Genomic DNA, 18,387 nt, shown 5'->3' with positions numbered 1-18,387 from the left:
AAAATTGCTATATTAAGTAGTTCTGCAAAAATGAATTAATCAGATTTATAGACTTTAATTATTTCTTGCAGTAAGTTCTGCCCTTCTTGTATGCTACGCTGAAAGCTGTTACGTCCTATTACTGAACCATTACCACCCCCTAGTTTTATAGAATATGCTTCAGATAATATCTGATCTGTAGATTTTGTCGCGCCTCCTGAAAATAACACAATCCTTCTGCCACAAAAACTATTTTTTATTATATGAGATACCCTATCTTCTAACTTATTTAATTTAATATTTTCATTTTGATATACAGTTTTAATATCGTTTTTAAATACTGAAGATGTAGGAAGTTTAACCTTAATAATATGTGCCCCTATAATACATGCCATATGTGCAGAATATGCACAAACATCTATAGCAGTTTCATCTAATTTTGATAGATCCCCTCCTCTTGGATAAGACCAAAGCATAGTAAACATACCCAAAGATTTAGCTTCTAATATTACTTCTTTTGCTTCCTGAAGCATATCAAGACTACTATTCGAACCTGGATAAATAGTAAAACCAATCCCTACACATCCAAGCCGTACAGCATCTTTAACTGAAGAAGTTTTAGCCTGATTATTCTTAAGAATTTTAGGCAATAAAGCATTACTATTATTTAATTTTAGTATTCTTGGTATTTGTAAAGAATATTCATCATTTACTGCTTCTAACATACCTAATGGAGCAGCATAAGCATTTAATCTAGCATTGATTGCAAGTTTTATATGATAATTTGGATCATAACTATCAGGATTCATAGCAAAACTTATATCTGCCCCATGCTCAAAACCCTGATCTACAGGTAAAATTAATATCTTACCTGTACCAGATAATGCTCCATGATTTAATACAGTATATAAGTTACGAATTACTGATAAATTATCCCGTGGATAATTTGACAATATATTTTTGATATTATTATTAATTTTCATACCTAAGTATATTTTAATTATAACTAAGTGATCGAATCCAATTTTTCTCTAAGAAGATAATAGTAAGTTTTGTACAAAAGAACCCTTATTTCTTTGATTAAGAATTATTCTGTATACTTGTATATTTTCAATTACCCTTTGTACATAATTTCTAGTAGAAGAAAAAGGTATTAACTCTATCCAATCTAGTACTTCATGCGGATCTTGTACAAACCTAGGATCTCCATTAAGCTTTATCCATTTATTGACGTTACCAGCTCCTGCGTTATAGGATGCTATAGCTAAAACATAAGAACCACCATATTGCACTACCTGTTTCTTAATATACGTACTTCCTATATTAATATTATACATTACATCATTCTGTAACCTTTCTATAGAAAATCCTAACTCTAAAGAATTTGCTACCTCTTGTGCGGTGCTTGGTATAATTTGCATTATACCAAAATCATTAGTGAATCCCAATGCTTTTTCATTAAAATTAGATTCTTGTCTTATTATGCCGTATACTAGAGCACGCTCAACTGGTAAATAATCAAGTTTGTATTTTACTGGATATGTATAATCCTTAATCAGGATATTCTTACGTAATGCCAATCTACCTAATACTGTTTTATAATAAGTATTATTAGAAGCACGCAATGTATGAGCAATAGCTTTAATATCATGTGCTGATTTTGCTATATGGTAAAATGCTTGTTGAATATATGACACGGTGAGTTCAAAAGATTTATCACACTGAGATATAATAGATATAGCTTGACATATATCACTCATATGTTTGCTATTTATATCTTTTTTTAATATAAGACTTACATAATTTAGTTGAAAGTAATTTTTATTTAATTCACTCAAAGCAACTTGTCCATAAAAAGTATAATAATATCTTGATGCCAGATAATACAATCTTTTTGCTTCATTAATATTACCTATTTTAGCATATGCTCTAGCCAGCCAATAAAAACCTCTAGACCTAGAAATAGGAGTTTCTGTTATTTGAATTAACCTACTAAAGTGGTATATAGCTAACTTAGGCTTATTTAAAAAACGTAGTGCTATCCATCCTGATAAAAATTCACTATTTGCTGCACATAATTTGTTATTTGAATATAGCTGATTTATATTTGCTATTTTATAAGCAGCAGAAAAATTGTGCTTTGCTAAATATTCTCTTGCAAAATATTCTTGAATTCTCCAAAACAAACTAGAATTTATTTTATTTTTATTAACAATATTTAGTAATTGAGTAATTTCATTTGTGCTTAATAAATCGTACTTCTTAGAGTGCAAATATTGATGTACAATACTTGGTAACATAAATCTAGTATTTACTTTCGATAATAATTTACTAACAATCTCTTGTTTTTGAGATATTTTTACATAGATATCCAAAGAGTTTTTATAGCCATGATGCACAAGGGGCAGTATACCATATGCATTTTTTATATCTTTATTCCACAAATAATTGTCTAATTTCTTTAAATGGTCTGCTTGAGATAAATATCTTTTAAATTTATTATAAAATACTATATTTTCCTGTGAAGAAAAATTACCATAGATCCATGCTTTTTTTATAATAGGGATTAAAAATGCAATGTCACTTATTAAATCATTGGCTATAAAAGCATAAAATTTATGGCCATTCGCAGTTAATGGAGGATTTTTCTGAAACCAGCTAAATACTGCTTTTTTATCTGTGTTATGGTCTATAGACTCTTCAGCTTTACTCCTTAGTTCTCTTTTATGGACCCAATATCTGTTATTTTTTATAAAATAAATTATATCCTCAAATTTCACATTACTACTATCTTCTAACAAAAACTTCTGAGAAATAAAAATTTTTTTGATTATAGGATTATCAATTTTTTTTAATAAATCACTAGATTCTTTCCATTTTTTTTGAGAAAGATAAGACAAAATATCACATATTATCTGCTTTTCTGATTTAGATAATTTAACAGAGAATTTTTCTAATATCTTGTTAGAGCTATAAGAATTATGTGCAACACTTTTATTAACATCTGCATATATGATACTAATATTTAAAATATATCCAAATACAGAGTAAACAAAAAAATATACTACTGAAATTATATTGATTATATACACAATGATGAAATACAAATCAATTGTTTGGCACCACATAAAACCAACGCCTAAACAATCAATATTTATCGATAATTATGTGAGCACTACGACAAAAACACATATTATATTTTATATGCTGACTACTAAAGAATCAATCAAAATACATTAAATGAATAGAAAATAAACTAATTTTATTTGTCTGGTGACTAACAATGTAATTATATATCTTATAATAGATATTTTTTTTATTTTATGCTACCCTTGCCGGATAAATTTTAATTTTAGTAAAAAGTTTAAGGTATAAATGGTAAAAGATAAAATAATGACTAGAGCCTTTATTTTTCCAGGACAAGGATCACAAAACATAGGTATGGGAAAAGATATATTTCTAAAATCTGAAGTAGGCAGAGAGTTATTTTATAAAATTGATGAAATACTAGATATAAAATTAACTGATATAATATTTGATGGACCAATAACAGAATTAACCTTAACTAAAAATGCTCAACCTGCTATAATGGCGGTTTCATTAGCAATATTAGAAGTAATATTTAATAAGTTGAATAAACCAATATGGGAAATATGCGATATTGTTGCAGGGCATTCATTAGGGGAATATACTGCTTTATATGCAGCACAATCTATATCACTAAAAGATACAACAAAATTACTAAGAATACGGGGAAATGCGATGAATGATGCTGCAGCAAATAATGCAGGGGCAATGGCAGCATGCATAGGTATAGATTATAATCAATTGCAAAATATTATAAAAGATATTAGTAGCAAAAAAGGTGGTATATGCCAAATTGCAAATTATAACTCTGCAAATCAAATAGTAATAAGCGGTCATAAATTTTTGGTACAAGATATAATATCAGAATTAAAACAAAGTAACTATAAAGCAATTTTGTTAAATGTGAGTGGCGCATTCCATTCTGATTTAATGAAACCTGCAGAAAGAATAATGCATGACACCTTACAAGGGATTGATTTTTCTATTCCATCAGTCCCTATAATATCTAATACTACAGCAATAGAAACTAAAAATATAGCTGCTATCAAAACAAATCTTGTAAAACAAATGTGTAGTACAGTAAAATGGAAAGATACTATAGATAGATTAATAAAACTTGGAATACAGGAAATAGTAGAAATTGGACATGGGGCTGTATTATCAAATCTTATTACAAAATCTGGTTATAATATTAAAACAAGAAATATTGCAAATATGGAAAATATACTAGAATTTTGTGATGATTTATAAAAAGTTCATCACCGGTAACAGTTTAAAACTCAGCTATATCACAAGTAATAAAATAAACTATAGAAATTTATCTATGAATTAAAAAAATAGTAAATTTAATAATAGCTAATCTTTGTTATGAATATAAAAAAATATCTTTTTGGCTAAATTATTACTAATACCTGTTACAGTTTTTAGTTCTTCAATTGAAGCCCCTAGTATAGATTTAAATGATCCGAAATGTGCTAACAAAGACTTTTTACGATTAATGCCTATACCATGAATATTATCAAGAGATGAATGTAAAATTACCCTATTGCGCAATTTTCTATGGGAATTAATAGCAAAATTATGCGCTTCATCTCTTAACATCTGCAAATATTTTTTTATTGCTAGAGTTTTATCTAATGTAAATAATTTACCATGTTGATTATAAAATACTTCATTACCAGATGTTCTATTTTGTTGCTTAGCCATACATATAAAATCTATATTAAGATTCAACTCTACTAAAATTTTGTTAACTATAGATTTATGACCTCTACCTCCATCTATTATCATAAAATCTGGTAAAATCAATGATTTATCGTTTATTTTACTAAATCTTCTGCTCAACACCTGATATAACATACTATAATCATCACCCCGCACTTCTTGTTGAGAAGAATATTTAATATGAAAGACTTTATATTCTGATTTATTCAAACCATTTGAATCTGCTACTACCATAACCCCTACTGGGCAATGGCCTTGAATATGACTATTATCATATATCTCAATCCTTTTAGGAATTTTACTTAATCCAAATATTTTCTGTATTTTTATTAAATGATTTGAATATTTTTTATTATAATGCCTATGTTCCTTAAGTTTGTATTCTGCATTTAATACAGCATTTTCTATCAAATATTTCTTCTTCTTAGATTGTGATATAGAAAATATTTTAACAAATTTTCCATGAATTTGTTTTATAGTATCAATTATTAAAATTTTATTAGTAATATCTTCATTAACTAAAATTTCATCTGCAGGGATATTATTTTGGTAAAATTGTATAATAAATGACTCTAAAATATCACTAATATTGTTATCTATTATGTTAGATAAGATATATGATTTATTTCCACAATCTTGGTTATTTCTATAAATTACTACCTGTATAGATACATTATCACCTATTTCTATAATTGCTATTATATCTGTATTAAGTAAATTAACTCCCTGAAATCGAGATTCAAATTGTGTAGAATTTAAAGCTTGAATCTTATTTTTAACAATAGCTGCTTCTTCAAACTTTAGTTGATTACTTAGTAACGTCATTTGTTTAAACAATATTTTTTGTAATTTTTTATTTTTACCAAATAAAAAATTTCGTAATTGTTTTACTAATAACGAATAATCTGATTCTGAAATTTTACCTACACAAGGTGCATAACACCTGTTAATTTCGTATTGTATGCAAGGTTTTTTTCTAGAAGCAAAATATGTATCACTGCAAGGCCTTAGTTTAAATAATTTTTGTATTTCATCTAAAGTAATATCTAGAAATTTATTAGATACAAAGGGGCCAAAAAAAAATCCATCACTAAAATCTCTCCCTCTATATTTAGTCAATCTAGGAAATGCATGATTTAATGCAATCTTAATATACGGAAATGACTTATCGTCCTTAAGCAAAATATTATACTTAGGCTGAAATTGTTTAATCAATTGACTCTCAAGTAATAACGCATTTACCTCTGTATCAGTTACTCTATATTCTATAAATGCTACCTCTTTTATCATTAGATTATTTTTTATAGACAATTCTGCACTATAATTACTAATTCTATTCTTTAAATTTTTTGCCTTGCCTATATAAATGATCCTCTTACTAAGGTTCATCATCAGATAAACCCCAGGTACAGCTGGAATATTATCTATCAAAGATCTTACTAACTCCTTACCTTGCAAGCTAGAGAATTTTTTAAGTTAAACTTTAAATATCACTAACACTAGAATAACATAAATTTATAATATATCACATTTAAATGATACTAATCTAAACGTAACCAATAGTGCTGAATAATTTCAGCACTATAAATAATTACAATATTTTGTTAATCCTTAATATAATTTTTAGATATATTAAGATTAAATATCTTGGTAATAGCATATGCTTCTACCACATATGCTTGACTTAATTTATACATCTGTTATATAGTATTCAGTTGTAGAGTGTTTTTGATTTTTTTATTTTTTAAAATTACATATGGAGCTGTTGAATTATTAATACAAAGATTACCAACCACTCGATTAACATAAATAAAATAGTCGCATTATAAATTGATTCTCATGATGTTATTAATAAAATATACATAAGAATTTTTATTGATGTTAAAATACGTAATTAAAAATAATGTTCTCTAACTTTAGTAGTTAATTTAGAATGGTTAAAAATGACAAAATGTGTTTATGAAATATAGTCTATTTGAAGTCATTGTTGGGATGATCGTATTGTTATTAGCTGTTGCAGCTTTCATATTTTTTTATAAAAATAGTAATATGATAAATGATAACCAAGATGGGTATGAGTTATCTGCAAATTTTCAAAATATTAACGGTATTAAAATTTATAGTGATGTAAAAATTTCTGGAGTGAAAATTGGATATGTAAAAAATATTATACTTAATTCTATGTTAGGCACTGTAGAATTGGCTTTATGCATAAAAAATGATGTTTTAATACCTAATGACTCACAGGCTTCTATATTAACCAACGGAGTATTAGGAAATAAATATATCAATATTAACATCGGAAGTTCAAATATAAATTTGACTAATAACAATAAATTTGTTTTCACTCAATCTTCTATAAATTTGGAGAATATATTAGAGAAACTAATATATTCTCTAACTACCAAGAATTGATTATCATTTATCTATCGTCAGCATTCACTCAAGTTTATATGATTGTTCTAGAGACGTTGCTGATATGATATATTATCAGTAGAAGATAAAATACTTTAACATTTGCATCGACCTAAAATTAGCAATTAAACAGAAAACTGTAGGATATGAAATTAAAGGAACAATACAACACAGGGATCCAAGTAATAAAGAGGTTAATTAATGATTATGGAAAAATTTATAAAAAAAATATACTAATATCAATATTACTAATGTTAGTTGTAGCAGTATCTGCAGCTATGGTAGTAAGGCTGGTACAACCTGCTGTAGATCAACTACTACAGCCAAAACATAGTGATCTACCAAATATAGCATTAATACCAGCACTAATGCTACTACTATACCTAATTAAGGCTGTAGCTGAGTATTTTCAAACATATCTGATGAGATATACTAGCCAAGAAATACTTACAAAAATTCAGATGGATATGTATAGTCACTTATTATACACAGATCTACAATTTATACACAATACTTCACCAGGCAAACTAATCTCAGGATTCACAAATGATATAATGTTAACACGTGGTATTATATCCAACATGTTTATATTATGGTGTAAACATTTTTTAACAATACTATTATTGGTTATTATGATGTTTAATCTAGAATTTAAATTATCAATAATGGTACTAATATTATTTCCCGCCGCAATTTATCCAGTAAATAAATTAGCAATGAAATTAAGGAAGATATCCGATAATACACAAGAAATTTTGAGCAATTATACAAAAAAATTAGATGAAACATTTTATTCAATTAAATTAATTAAATCATTTGTAGCAGAATCTTTAGAAATAGGGAGAGCTCAAAAAATCTCAGAAGAGATTTTATTTTTTTATAAAAAAGCAGCAAAATTCGAATCAATAACGTCACCTATTATGGAAATGCTTCTTGGTATAACAATAGCACTAATATTGTTATATGGAGGAATCATGATTAGTGATAACAAAACAACTGCAGGATCTTTAGTATCATTCATAGCGGCATTAGTATCAGTATATAGACCTTTTAAATCTTTATTATCACTAAACATGAGCTTACAAGAAGCAATTGCTGCTTCAAATAGAATTTTTAAAATTCTAGATAGTAAAACCTTAATACAAGATAAAATTGGTGCCATAGACATAAAATTAGATAATGCTGTTATTAAATTCTTGAATGTATCATTTATGGTAGGCAAAAAAAATATTATAAATAATCTAGATTTAACATTTTATCCTGGTAAAGTATACGCAATATCTGGCAAATCCGGGAGTGGTAAAACATCAATATCAAATCTTCTACTAAGATTCTATGATGTAAATGATGGAGAAATACTACTTGGAGGATATAATATACAATCAGTATCACTAAAAAGTATACGTAGTCAGATAGATCTACTTACACAAGAAAGTATATTGCTAGATGATTCTATAATCAATAATATAACTTATGGACAATCCAATAAAAACTATAATGAGATTATACGAGTAGCAAAATACGCTCATGTTTATGAATTTCTTGACAATACTAAAACTGACCATAATAATAATTTGGTAGGTAATAAAGGATTTAAACTATCAGGTGGCCAAAAACAAAGAATAGCGATTGCCAGATCATTATTACGTAACGCTCCAATATTGATAATGGATGAATCTACAAATGCCTTAGATATTGAAGCTGAAAGAACTATATTGGATTCAATAATGAAGTTAAGAAAAGGTAAAACTACTATAATAATTAATCATAGATTATTAAGTATAATACATATAGTAGATCAAATAATGCTTATAAAGTCAGGAAGATTAGTTGCTCAAGGTTCCCATGAAGAATTAATAGTAAATAATCTAGAATATAAAAGATTATTCGATAAATCATTAAAGTCAAAGTAACTGAATAAAATAGGTCAGTAATCAGATATTGATATTGTTATTATTGACTTTTCATTATAAAATGTTTAGAATTTTGCTTCTTGATTTATAAATATTATTAACAAATATTACTAAACAACTAAAATAAACCAGAGTGGTAAACATATGATTTTTATCACAATTAAAAATTAAATAAATATTAAATTAATAGTCAAAGAATATGGATAAAATAATTAACACAATATACGCTGAAGATACAATACCTCTAGAAACAGTCAATGAAACTACTGCTGCTATTACAGAAACGGCTTCTTCAGTAGGAAGTTCAACAACCACAGGGGGGATATTAAGTAATATAGGACAATTTGTACCTATGATACTTATAGTGTTAGTATTTTATTTTTTCCTGATTGTTCCACAAAATAAAAGAAAAAAACAACAGGAAGCAATGATTAAAAATCTCAAAAAAGGTGAAGAAGTGTTGACAAGTTCAGGTTTATTTGGTTCTATTAGCAAAATTAATGATATAGACGACTTTGTATTTATAGAAATATCCAAGGATGTAGAAATTAAGATCTTAAAATCTAATATATTATCAGTAGTAAATAAAAATAATTCCTCAACTCCTGTAACAGAAAAAAAAAATAAAAAAAATTAATTACATGCATATAAATATATATAAATTAGTATATGATATCTGATATAGCAAAGTAATGAGCATGCCGGTGTTCGTGATTTTATTGAGAGATAGCGATAGCAATAGACTTCATGGTGCTAAGAATTTAACTGAAATAAATTAAATGTATAAAATATCTAAAATACAATTAGCATCTAGCCTGTTATTAAGTATCTTATCAATTATATGCGTTTTACCAAATTTTCTAAGTAGTAAAAACTCAAACTGGTTACCTTCTTCGAATAAAATGGTATTGGGGCTGGATTTAAGTGGAGGTATGGAAATAATTTTGAAAATTAACTTTAATAGCTATTTACAGGAGTCTTATCAGTCTTTGATGGAAGATATAAAATACTCTCTTAGAAAAAATAAAATTAAGTATTTAGATTTAAAAAGTTCAGACGCAAACATTACATTTAGGTTAAAAAATATTTCAGATTACTCAATAATAAAAAACATTATAAATACTCATAGTAATCATATCTCAATTAATATAAATGGTAACGATATAACATTATATTATAATACTGGGTATATTAAAGTATTGAAGGAACAATTAATAGAACAATCGATTGAAATTATAAGGATGAGAATTGATTATGCAGGAACAAAAGAAACTAATATACAAAAACATGGTAACGATAATATTATAATTCAAGTACCAGGTATAAATGATTCTGAACAATTAAAAAAGTTATTAGGAAAAACAGCAAGATTAACCTTTCACATAGTAGATGAAAAAACTACTATAACATCAATTGAAAATTCACTGTTGCTAGATAACTTAAAAATTGTCACTGGCTTAAATAATTCAGAAAAACTAGTAATCAAAAAACAAATTATCGTAAGTGGTAAAGATTTAAATAATGCACAACTAACATTTGATCAATATAATACACCAGTGGTAAGCTTTTCATTTAACAGCAAGGGAGCAAAAAAATTTGCTGATGTTACTTCAAATCATGTAGGAGAAAGATTAGCAATATTATTAGATAATAAATTATTAAGTGCACCTAGTATAAAACAACCTATTTTAGATGGTAACGGAATAATAACTGGCAATTTTACAATAGATACAGCCAATGAACTAGCATTATTAATTAGAGCTGGAGCGTTACCTGCTTCATTCGATACAATACAAGAAAAAATTATAGGCCCAAGTCTTGGTTCTGATTCTATAAAATCTGGAGTGAAAGCAGCAATAATAGGATTTATTTTAGTAGTGATTTTTATCTGCTGGGTATACAGAATATTTGGAGTATTAGCAAGTATTTCATTGAGTTTTACAATACTATATATATTTGCTTTATTATCAATATTACATATTACATTAACTCTCCCAGGAATAGCAGGGATAATACTTACTATAGGTATGGCAGTAGACGCAAATGTATTAATTTATGAAAAGATTAAAGAAGAATTAAAAAATAATTATTCAGTATCATATACTATTAAATTAGGTTTCGAATCTGCTGTATCAACTATTTTAGATTCAAATATAACTACAGTGATCGCTACATCTCTTTTATATATCTACGGTATAGGGCCTATCAAAGGATTTGCAGTAACATTAACTATAGGGATAGTAGCATCAATGTTTACTGCATTAATACTAAATAAATTATTGATTGATAGCTATATAAAAATCTTTAAACCTAAAAATATTAAAATATAAAAAATGACTTGATTTTGATTTCTAGATATCCATATGTTGTAATTACAGCATATTATTGCTATTTTTATTAAATAAAGGTTTATTTTAAAAGAAAATTAATGACAAAAGAAGATATAATACAGTGTGATGGAACAATACTTGAACTGTTACCTAATGCCACGTTTAAGGTAAAACTTGAAAATGATCACCAAATCATTGCTCATACTTCTGGTAAAATTAGAAAAAATCGTATACGAATTCTTGTAGGAGATAAAGTAAAGCTAGAGATGACTCTGTATGACCTTAGCAAGGGTAGAGTTATACATAGATATTAAATCTACTTATCATGATTTATATTTATTGAATTAATAAAGTGTGTTGTTATATCGTAATATTGTCCTATAACATATAATTTTAATAAAAAATAATATTAATAATAATTTTGATTGCTTAAAACTAAATGTTTAAAGGTTTAATTACAGCTTTGATCACACCATTTGCTGGCGAAGTTATAGACTACACATCCTTAAAAAAAATAATCAATTTGCAAATAGAAGCTGAAATTACTTCTATAGTTGTAGGTGGTTCTACAGGTGAAGGGAACAGCTTAAATATTGATGAATATTTAGAATTAATAAATCAAACAATTAATATCTGCAGAAACAAAATACGAATTATTCCTACTGTAAGCTCCGCTTCTACACATCAATCAGTAATCATAACTAAAAAACTATCTGACTTGCCTATAGATGCTCTAATGTGCACCGTCCCATATTACACTAGACCCTCTCCAAAAGGAATCTTAGAACATTTTCAAAATATACATGATAATACTAACTTGCCAATTATGATATATAATCATCCACAACGCACTGGTGTTGATATAGATGACGCTACAATAGTACAGCTATCAAAGTTAGAACGGGTACTAGCAATTAAAGATGCTAGTGATAATACAACTAGACCCTTACGTATAAAGCAACTATTATCAGAACATAATAAAGAATTTTACATGTTAACAGCTAATGAAGTACAAATTTTAGCTCACACTGTTAATGGAGGATCTGGATGTGTTTCTGTATTATCTAATGTTAAACCAAAATTATGTAAAACTCTTTATGAGTGCATTAAAACACAATCTAATGATATTGCTCTTAAAATTCAACAAAATTTAATGGAGTTATATGATGCACTACTCACTGAACCTAACCCTGTAGGCATCAAATATCTTGCATCTTTATACCAATTATCTAATATAGATGTCAGACTGCCTTTAGTAACTGCCTCAATAAATAACCAAAATAAAATTTTAATAGCATTCAAAAAATTAAAAAATAAAGAATCTAACATTCAAAATATACTTACTAACCAATGGTAGCTTTTTATATACATTGATTATTAACTCATACATCCATGCTCAATAACTACTTGACAGCATAACTATACTAATATAGACTTCCCTGGGATATAACTAAAGATATTTTAATATATTAGTTAGTGTGAGTGTCTATAATTGACGATTCTTTAAAAAAGTTATGAGTAAAGCTACTAAAACTATTCTAATAATCAGCCTAGTAGTCTCGGTTATAGCACTGACTATATTGATGTGTACAGAGCTTACCAAAAAACCTATGGTAGGCGAAGGTTCTTCTATACAAGAAGATGAAGAATTAATAGGAGGAATTTTTACATTAACAGATTTTAATGGAAATCAGTTTTCTACAGATCATCTGAAAGGAAAAGTAAGCTTGGTTTATTTCGGTTTCACATATTGTCCTGATATATGTCCTACTTCGTTAAATAAATTAGTATCCGTAGTTAACACTTTAAAAAAATATAATATAGACATAAATACTGTATTTGTTACAGTCGACCCTGCAAGAGATACTACATCTGCCCTCAAAGAATACTTAGGACATTATAATACAGATTTTATAGGGCTCACTGGTACAGAAGATAAAATTAAAGAAGTATCCAATATGTTCAAAGTCTATTACGCTAAAGTTCAGGATATAAATAGTACAAATAGTAGTAAAAACTATATGGTAGATCATAGTTCTTTTGTTTACGTATTAGATAAAAATGCAAAATACATTAAGTATTTTTACTATGGTAGTACCAAAGAGGATATAGTAGATTTTATTCGTTTAAATAAATAATTATTAATTAGATGAGTATTATTTTTAGAGAATAAAATTGACTTTTATTAATTAACTATATGGTAATAATTAGGTTATATTTTTTTATAAATATAATATTAAGTTGTATAATAGTTAGTGCTGTTGCTTCGAAGTTTGAGGTACATAGCATTGCAGTTGTAGATATAGAAGCAATTATAGAAAATTCAAATATAATAAAATTGCTGCATAAAAAAACTGCTAAATTGCATGAAATAATACAAAATGATATTTACCAATCTAAAGCTAGAATATTACAAATTGAGGATAAACTCTATAAACAGCGTGATACTTTGAGTGCTTCAGCATTTAATGAAAAATTATCAGAATTCAACAAAAAAAATCATATTGAACAAAAAAAAATTCAAGACAGGAAACTATCCTTAAATGAATTTTATAATAAAGCATTTAATAAAATATATAAAATTGTACTAGATGTAATTTATGAAATATCTAATACTCATAGATTCAATATTGTATTACCAAGCGGTAACGTGTTATTTTTTGATAAAAGAATGGATATTACAGAGGAAGTTATAAATATAATTAATAGCCAAAATATAGAACTAGATGACCCAGACTAGAAGTCTGTATTATACCATATGGCATAAACCTTAGTTATTTAATCACACATACTATTGTGAGCAGTTATATGTTAACTTAGTTCTTACTAAAAAATAGTTCAATAGCAGATTGCCTTTATTTCTATTAAACCTTTACTATTAATAGAATTGTTATACACTATATCATTCCTTGATAATATAGTGTAGTTAATATAACTTCTTAATCACTATTGATCATATTACTAGTTTTACATTATATGTAAAACTATATTATAAAGCATCCAACTGCTATAAACAAAGATATCTTAAAATTTCTATCACTTGCTTATTGTAAATATTTATCTACAATTAGTATATTAATAAATCTATATGTAGTACATCAGCACTACATGTAGAATATAGTAAAGAATGTGAAAGATTACTTAAGATTACTTAATAGAATTTATTTCTATGCATTACTAATAAAACACATAAACACAGCAGGCGCTATTACACTGATTATTATAGCATAAAATAAATCTATCCAAAAAAATCTTAACATTTGGATTCCTTGAAATAACATAGCAAATAATTTTAGAAATACAGATGCAAAGGTAGCTCTGGGCAATTGTTTTATGAAAGTTAAGAATATTTTTATATCTTGCTTACTAGGCAATGAATGCATTCCTATGGATATTCCTACCCATGCTGCTATAATCTGGATTGCAGGAATTAAGTCATATGAATAGTATAACCAACCAAGGCTCTTTAGAGATAAAAAACATACCACAGGAAATGTAGTCAAAACACAAAGGATCGAATTAACTATTAACGGAGCAAAGCTTATTAAAAAAGCGTCTCTGATATTTTTAGGTTGTTCATGTATTACGTATCCAACTGGATCAGAGTTCTGGAAATAACACACTTGATATACAGGTATATTTAGTATATCACAAAAAAATTTATGTGCAATTTCGTGTACTATTATTCCAGGGAATGTGAACAAAGATATTACTCTTCCTGGTATTACTATAAACATTATTTGTTCTTCTCTTTATTGACAAGGTTAACAAGATATTTTTTACATTGCACTGGAACTATATCATTTATTTCATTCCACTGATATTCTCGAAGCTCTATATTTTTTAAATACTCTATAGCAATTTCACAAGAATGCTTTTTACCAATCGCAAAATATGACTTTATCATTGCAATTTTAGCTTGCTCTGCATTTGGGGCTGTCTCTAATACTGATTGAAACAATTTAATGGATTTATCATAATTTTTATTATTATATTCTGTTTTACCTAAGTTAAAAATTTTTATAACTGATCTAGATTTAGCTATGAATACTATTGAATATAGCAAATTTCCTAATAATAGAACTGCACATATAACTACCCCTATGGGATAGTTATATCTGGGCAGTGGTGAATAATATGTCATTATATATATACGTAAATTCAAAGTAAAACTTCTACCATTAATTTATAATACTGTCAAGCAAATAACGCCGTAGTAGCCACCTAAATCTAAGTTATACTTCTCATACGAGATTTCATATTCTATATAAGGATTTATTTATAATTATTAATTTAACCTCTTTTCTACAGTCATGTAGCTAATTGATAATAATACTAATATCAAAATTATAATATAAATTTTTTTATAGAATGATTTTCTACATATATTATTTAGGTAAAAATTGTTTAAATACTGGATGATCTTTTGAGGGGGTGAGTAGCTAATATACTTCATTATTTTCGTAGAATTCCCATTTTTCTCCGCTGACTTGGATAGGGGATTCTTCTAGTACTTTTTCTATCACGGGGATTATATTTTCTAGCCATTCGTATGACTTTTCTTTCATCTTACCACTTACATATTCCTCTTCACCCCATATATGCTCTCTATCTACATTTTCACATATAAATAAATATGGGAATGGCTCCATCTTTAACACTTCCTTAGCTTGGTCTAAGATTTTATATAATTCCCATAAAAAACGACTATCAATATAATATCTTTCCTTAATAATAGATTCTGTTTCACCATTCCAATGAGCACAAAAAAACATAAAAAATTGAAACAATTTTTTATATTTTACTTTCAATTCTTTTATACCCATACCTGCTGATTCAGGCAGGTTATGCTCAGCATATACCCTTTCAAGCTCATCATATAATTCTTTGAATGTTTCGTAGCCTTCTTTTGCATCATATTCTGAAGTAGTACATTCTGTAACACAACCGCTACTTTCTAAAATCCATTCTCCAGGAAATGGTTGTAATTGATTGACTTCTCTCGCTTGAGTAATAATTGCATCCAGCTCATCTCTATCTCCCATGCAGTTTTCATTAAGTATTACATGACTAAATGCATATTCCAAGCTATCTCCATCAGCAGTAAGACTTAAAATATATGATATCTTATTATATTTTTTATAATAATATTCCATATCACTACCAGACATTTTTGCATTTACATTATTCATATTCAATTACCATACTAACATCATTAACAAAAGATTTTCTAAAATCAGGATAAGCAGTTTCTACCATGAATCTTTTGGTATCACTGCATTTACAAAATCTAACCATAAAACAATTAAATTGCCTTGTTCTAACCAACTCTCCACCTATCTTTTGAAAGGCAACTATATCAGCTAGTTCAGCTTCGTACAATCTAATTCTTATATTTAAACCAAAGCCATTTTTCATTGAATGTAACTCTATCAATTTATCATAGCCTAAATCTGATGCCCTTCTTATCAGAGAATACATATTTTCTTCTCCTACCATAACCGTTCTTATAGCACCTTCCTTTATATTTTCGGTTATAGCCCTATGTCTTGCCAATTCTTCTGCCTCCGCCACGGTTCCACTTACATGTCTATCTACATGCTCACGTTTTATGATTTCTTTATTTTTTATCACAAATGGTCTATTGGTACTCATACTCACTTCATTTAAATTCGAAAATTCACTGCTCGATTCTATTTTGTTTCCTAAATCAGTAAGTTTTGTATCAATTTCATATATACGCAATTCATTTGATGATTTTTCTATATATCTTGGATTTTTACGTTTATTTACAAGTGGCCTCAACTCCTTTCTAAGATCCAGGACTTCAGTAAGTTTAGAACAGAATTTTTTTATCAACATACTCTCAGAAGGTCCAAAAGTTTCTGGCATATATGATACGACATTGTTACGGAAGTTATCTAGTATCTTGTGATATTTTGGCACCAAATCTTTAAAAAATTTATTATTTCTTATCTTGTTGAATGTCTTTCTAAAAGCCCCCTTGTCAGCTGATTCTGCAAGTATTCTTATTTCTTCTGTGATATATTCAAATGGCGTTCTACGAACCCTATTAGAATCTAACTTTTTGTTTCCACTAGCATTGGTATTACTAGCATTGGGCTTTTCGTTAGGCTTTAGCTCAGTTTCACCAGGCTTTGTCTCTTTAGTAGACTTGTTGGCAGACTCTGACTTGGGTTTAGTATCTGACTTGGGGTTAGGATCCTTGGCCTTTTCACTGGTCTTTTTATTAGTCTCCTCAGTGTGGACCTTCTCAGTCTTAGGCTTTTCATTGGCCTTTTTAGCACTAGGCTTTTCGTTAGGATTTGTAGTAGACTCCTCAGTGCGGACCTTCTCAGTCTTAGGCTTTTCATTGCCCTTATCAGCACTAGGTTTTTCGTTAGGCTTTGTATTAGACCCATCAACAGCATCTGACTTGGGGTTAGGATCCTTGGCCTTTTCACTGGCCTTTTTAGCACGAGGCTTTTCGTTAGTCTTTAGCTCGGTTTCACCAGGCTTTGTCTTTTTAGTAGGCTTTTCAGCAGTCTTCCCAGCGGATTTCTCAGCGGATTTCTCAGCGGATTTCTCAGCATTGCTATTTTTATTAGTCTTGTTAGCAGACTCTGACTTGGGTTCTGGTTTGGATTCGGTAGTATTAGTCTTCTGCTCAGTAATTTTTGAATTTTTGTTAATATCTATATTTGATTCAGTTTTTGCCTCAGGTCTTTTAACAATTTTCTCTGTATTTGTATCATTTATAGCTTTTTTGAGTGAATCTATTTCTTGCGGAGTTAATTTCTCTTTTGTGGCTGTATCTAAGAGAACGTTATCAGGATCTATAGTTTTATTAGCATTTATTCTCTCATTTGATCTAATATCCGCATTTTTTACATTGCTATCACTACCACCACCCAACTTTTGATTTTCTTTATAAACTA

Annotated in this window: 16 protein-coding genes; 9 read left to right on the top strand and 7 right to left on the bottom strand. The window is 27.8% G+C overall.

Features of this window, described 5'->3' with window-relative positions; all coding sequences use genetic code 11:
- Positions 1-35: 35 nt before the first annotated feature.
- Positions 36-962 carry a class I fructose-bisphosphate aldolase gene (locus tag IHI24_RS00110; protein ID WP_194966037.1) on the bottom strand — a complete coding sequence of 309 codons (927 nt, stop codon included), beginning with the start codon at positions 960-962 and terminating at the stop codon, positions 36-38.
- 48 nt (positions 963-1,010) lie between these two features.
- Positions 1,011-3,107, bottom strand: a complete 2,097-nt coding sequence (locus IHI24_RS00105) for a lytic transglycosylase domain-containing protein (protein ID WP_194966036.1) — start codon at positions 3,105-3,107, stop codon at positions 1,011-1,013.
- Positions 3,108-3,354: 247 nt separating this feature from the next.
- Between IHI24_RS00105 and fabD the strand changes: the two genes are divergently transcribed.
- Positions 3,355-4,317 carry an ACP S-malonyltransferase gene (gene fabD, locus IHI24_RS00100; RefSeq protein WP_228777130.1) on the top strand — a complete coding sequence of 321 codons (963 nt, stop codon included), beginning with the start codon at positions 3,355-3,357 and terminating at the stop codon, positions 4,315-4,317.
- A 105-nt stretch (positions 4,318-4,422) separates the two neighbouring features.
- Here fabD and uvrC read toward each other — a convergent pair whose 3' ends face one another.
- Positions 4,423-6,249, bottom strand: a complete 1,827-nt coding sequence (uvrC, locus tag IHI24_RS00095; protein WP_194966035.1) for an excinuclease ABC subunit UvrC — start codon at positions 6,247-6,249, stop codon at positions 4,423-4,425.
- Positions 6,250-6,750: 501 nt separating this feature from the next.
- On the opposite strand from uvrC, the gene mlaD reads away from it, so the two are divergent.
- The 8 genes from mlaD (at position 6,751) to IHI24_RS00055 (ending at position 14,189) form a co-directional block, all read left to right on the top strand.
- Positions 6,751-7,206, top strand: a complete 456-nt coding sequence (gene mlaD / locus IHI24_RS00090) for an outer membrane lipid asymmetry maintenance protein MlaD (RefSeq protein WP_194966034.1) — start codon at positions 6,751-6,753, stop codon at positions 7,204-7,206.
- A 146-nt stretch (positions 7,207-7,352) separates the two neighbouring features.
- On the top strand, positions 7,353-9,119 hold the full coding sequence (locus IHI24_RS00085) for an ABC transporter ATP-binding protein (protein WP_194966033.1): 1,767 nt from the start codon (positions 7,353-7,355) through the stop codon (positions 9,117-9,119).
- Positions 9,120-9,318: 199 nt separating this feature from the next.
- Positions 9,319-9,756 carry a preprotein translocase subunit YajC gene (gene yajC / locus IHI24_RS00080; RefSeq protein WP_194966032.1) on the top strand — a complete coding sequence of 146 codons (438 nt, stop codon included), beginning with the start codon at positions 9,319-9,321 and terminating at the stop codon, positions 9,754-9,756.
- 142 nt (positions 9,757-9,898) lie between these two features.
- Positions 9,899-11,449 carry a protein translocase subunit SecD gene (gene secD, locus IHI24_RS00075; protein WP_194966031.1) on the top strand — a complete coding sequence of 517 codons (1,551 nt, stop codon included), beginning with the start codon at positions 9,899-9,901 and terminating at the stop codon, positions 11,447-11,449.
- 98 nt (positions 11,450-11,547) lie between these two features.
- Positions 11,548-11,763: a translation initiation factor IF-1 gene (gene infA, locus IHI24_RS00070; RefSeq protein ID WP_194966030.1), complete on the top strand. Its 216-nt coding sequence runs from the start codon at positions 11,548-11,550 to the stop codon at positions 11,761-11,763.
- A gap of 125 nt (positions 11,764-11,888) precedes the next feature.
- On the top strand, positions 11,889-12,806 hold the full coding sequence (gene dapA, locus IHI24_RS00065) for a 4-hydroxy-tetrahydrodipicolinate synthase (RefSeq protein WP_194966029.1): 918 nt from the start codon (positions 11,889-11,891) through the stop codon (positions 12,804-12,806).
- A 157-nt stretch (positions 12,807-12,963) separates the two neighbouring features.
- A complete protein-coding gene (locus IHI24_RS00060) occupies positions 12,964-13,587 on the top strand; it encodes an SCO family protein (RefSeq protein ID WP_194966028.1) in 624 nt (207 codons plus the stop codon).
- A gap of 59 nt (positions 13,588-13,646) precedes the next feature.
- A complete protein-coding gene (locus tag IHI24_RS00055; protein ID WP_194966027.1) occupies positions 13,647-14,189 on the top strand; it encodes an OmpH/Skp family outer membrane protein in 543 nt (180 codons plus the stop codon).
- A gap of 427 nt (positions 14,190-14,616) precedes the next feature.
- On the opposite strand, the gene IHI24_RS00050 is transcribed toward IHI24_RS00055, so the two are convergent.
- The 4 genes from IHI24_RS00050 to IHI24_RS00035 all read right to left on the bottom strand — a co-directional run bounded on the left by IHI24_RS00050 (position 14,617) and on the right by IHI24_RS00035 (position 18,364).
- Entirely contained in the window at positions 14,617-15,186 is a 570-nt protein-coding gene (locus tag IHI24_RS00050) for a metalloprotease family protein (RefSeq protein ID WP_194966026.1), read from the bottom strand.
- On the bottom strand, positions 15,186-15,593 hold the full coding sequence (locus tag IHI24_RS00045; RefSeq protein ID WP_194966025.1) for an outer membrane protein assembly factor BamD: 408 nt from the start codon (positions 15,591-15,593) through the stop codon (positions 15,186-15,188). The genes IHI24_RS00050 and IHI24_RS00045 overlap by 1 nt, the downstream gene beginning before the upstream one ends.
- Before the next feature lie 298 nt (positions 15,594-15,891).
- On the bottom strand, positions 15,892-16,641 hold the full coding sequence (locus IHI24_RS00040; protein WP_194966024.1) for a hypothetical protein: 750 nt from the start codon (positions 16,639-16,641) through the stop codon (positions 15,892-15,894).
- On the bottom strand, positions 16,634-18,364 hold the full coding sequence (locus IHI24_RS00035) for a hypothetical protein (protein WP_194966023.1): 1,731 nt from the start codon (positions 18,362-18,364) through the stop codon (positions 16,634-16,636). Before IHI24_RS00035 ends, IHI24_RS00040 begins: the two co-directional genes overlap by 8 nt.
- Positions 18,365-18,387 lie beyond the last annotated feature (23 nt).

The organism is Rickettsia endosymbiont of Cardiosporidium cionae (genome assembly GCF_015476335.1).
Lineage (GTDB): Bacteria > Pseudomonadota > Alphaproteobacteria > Rickettsiales > Rickettsiaceae > JADHZC01.
Note: the sequence above shows the minus strand (reverse complement) of the source record. Positions and strands in the feature narration are given on the sequence as shown.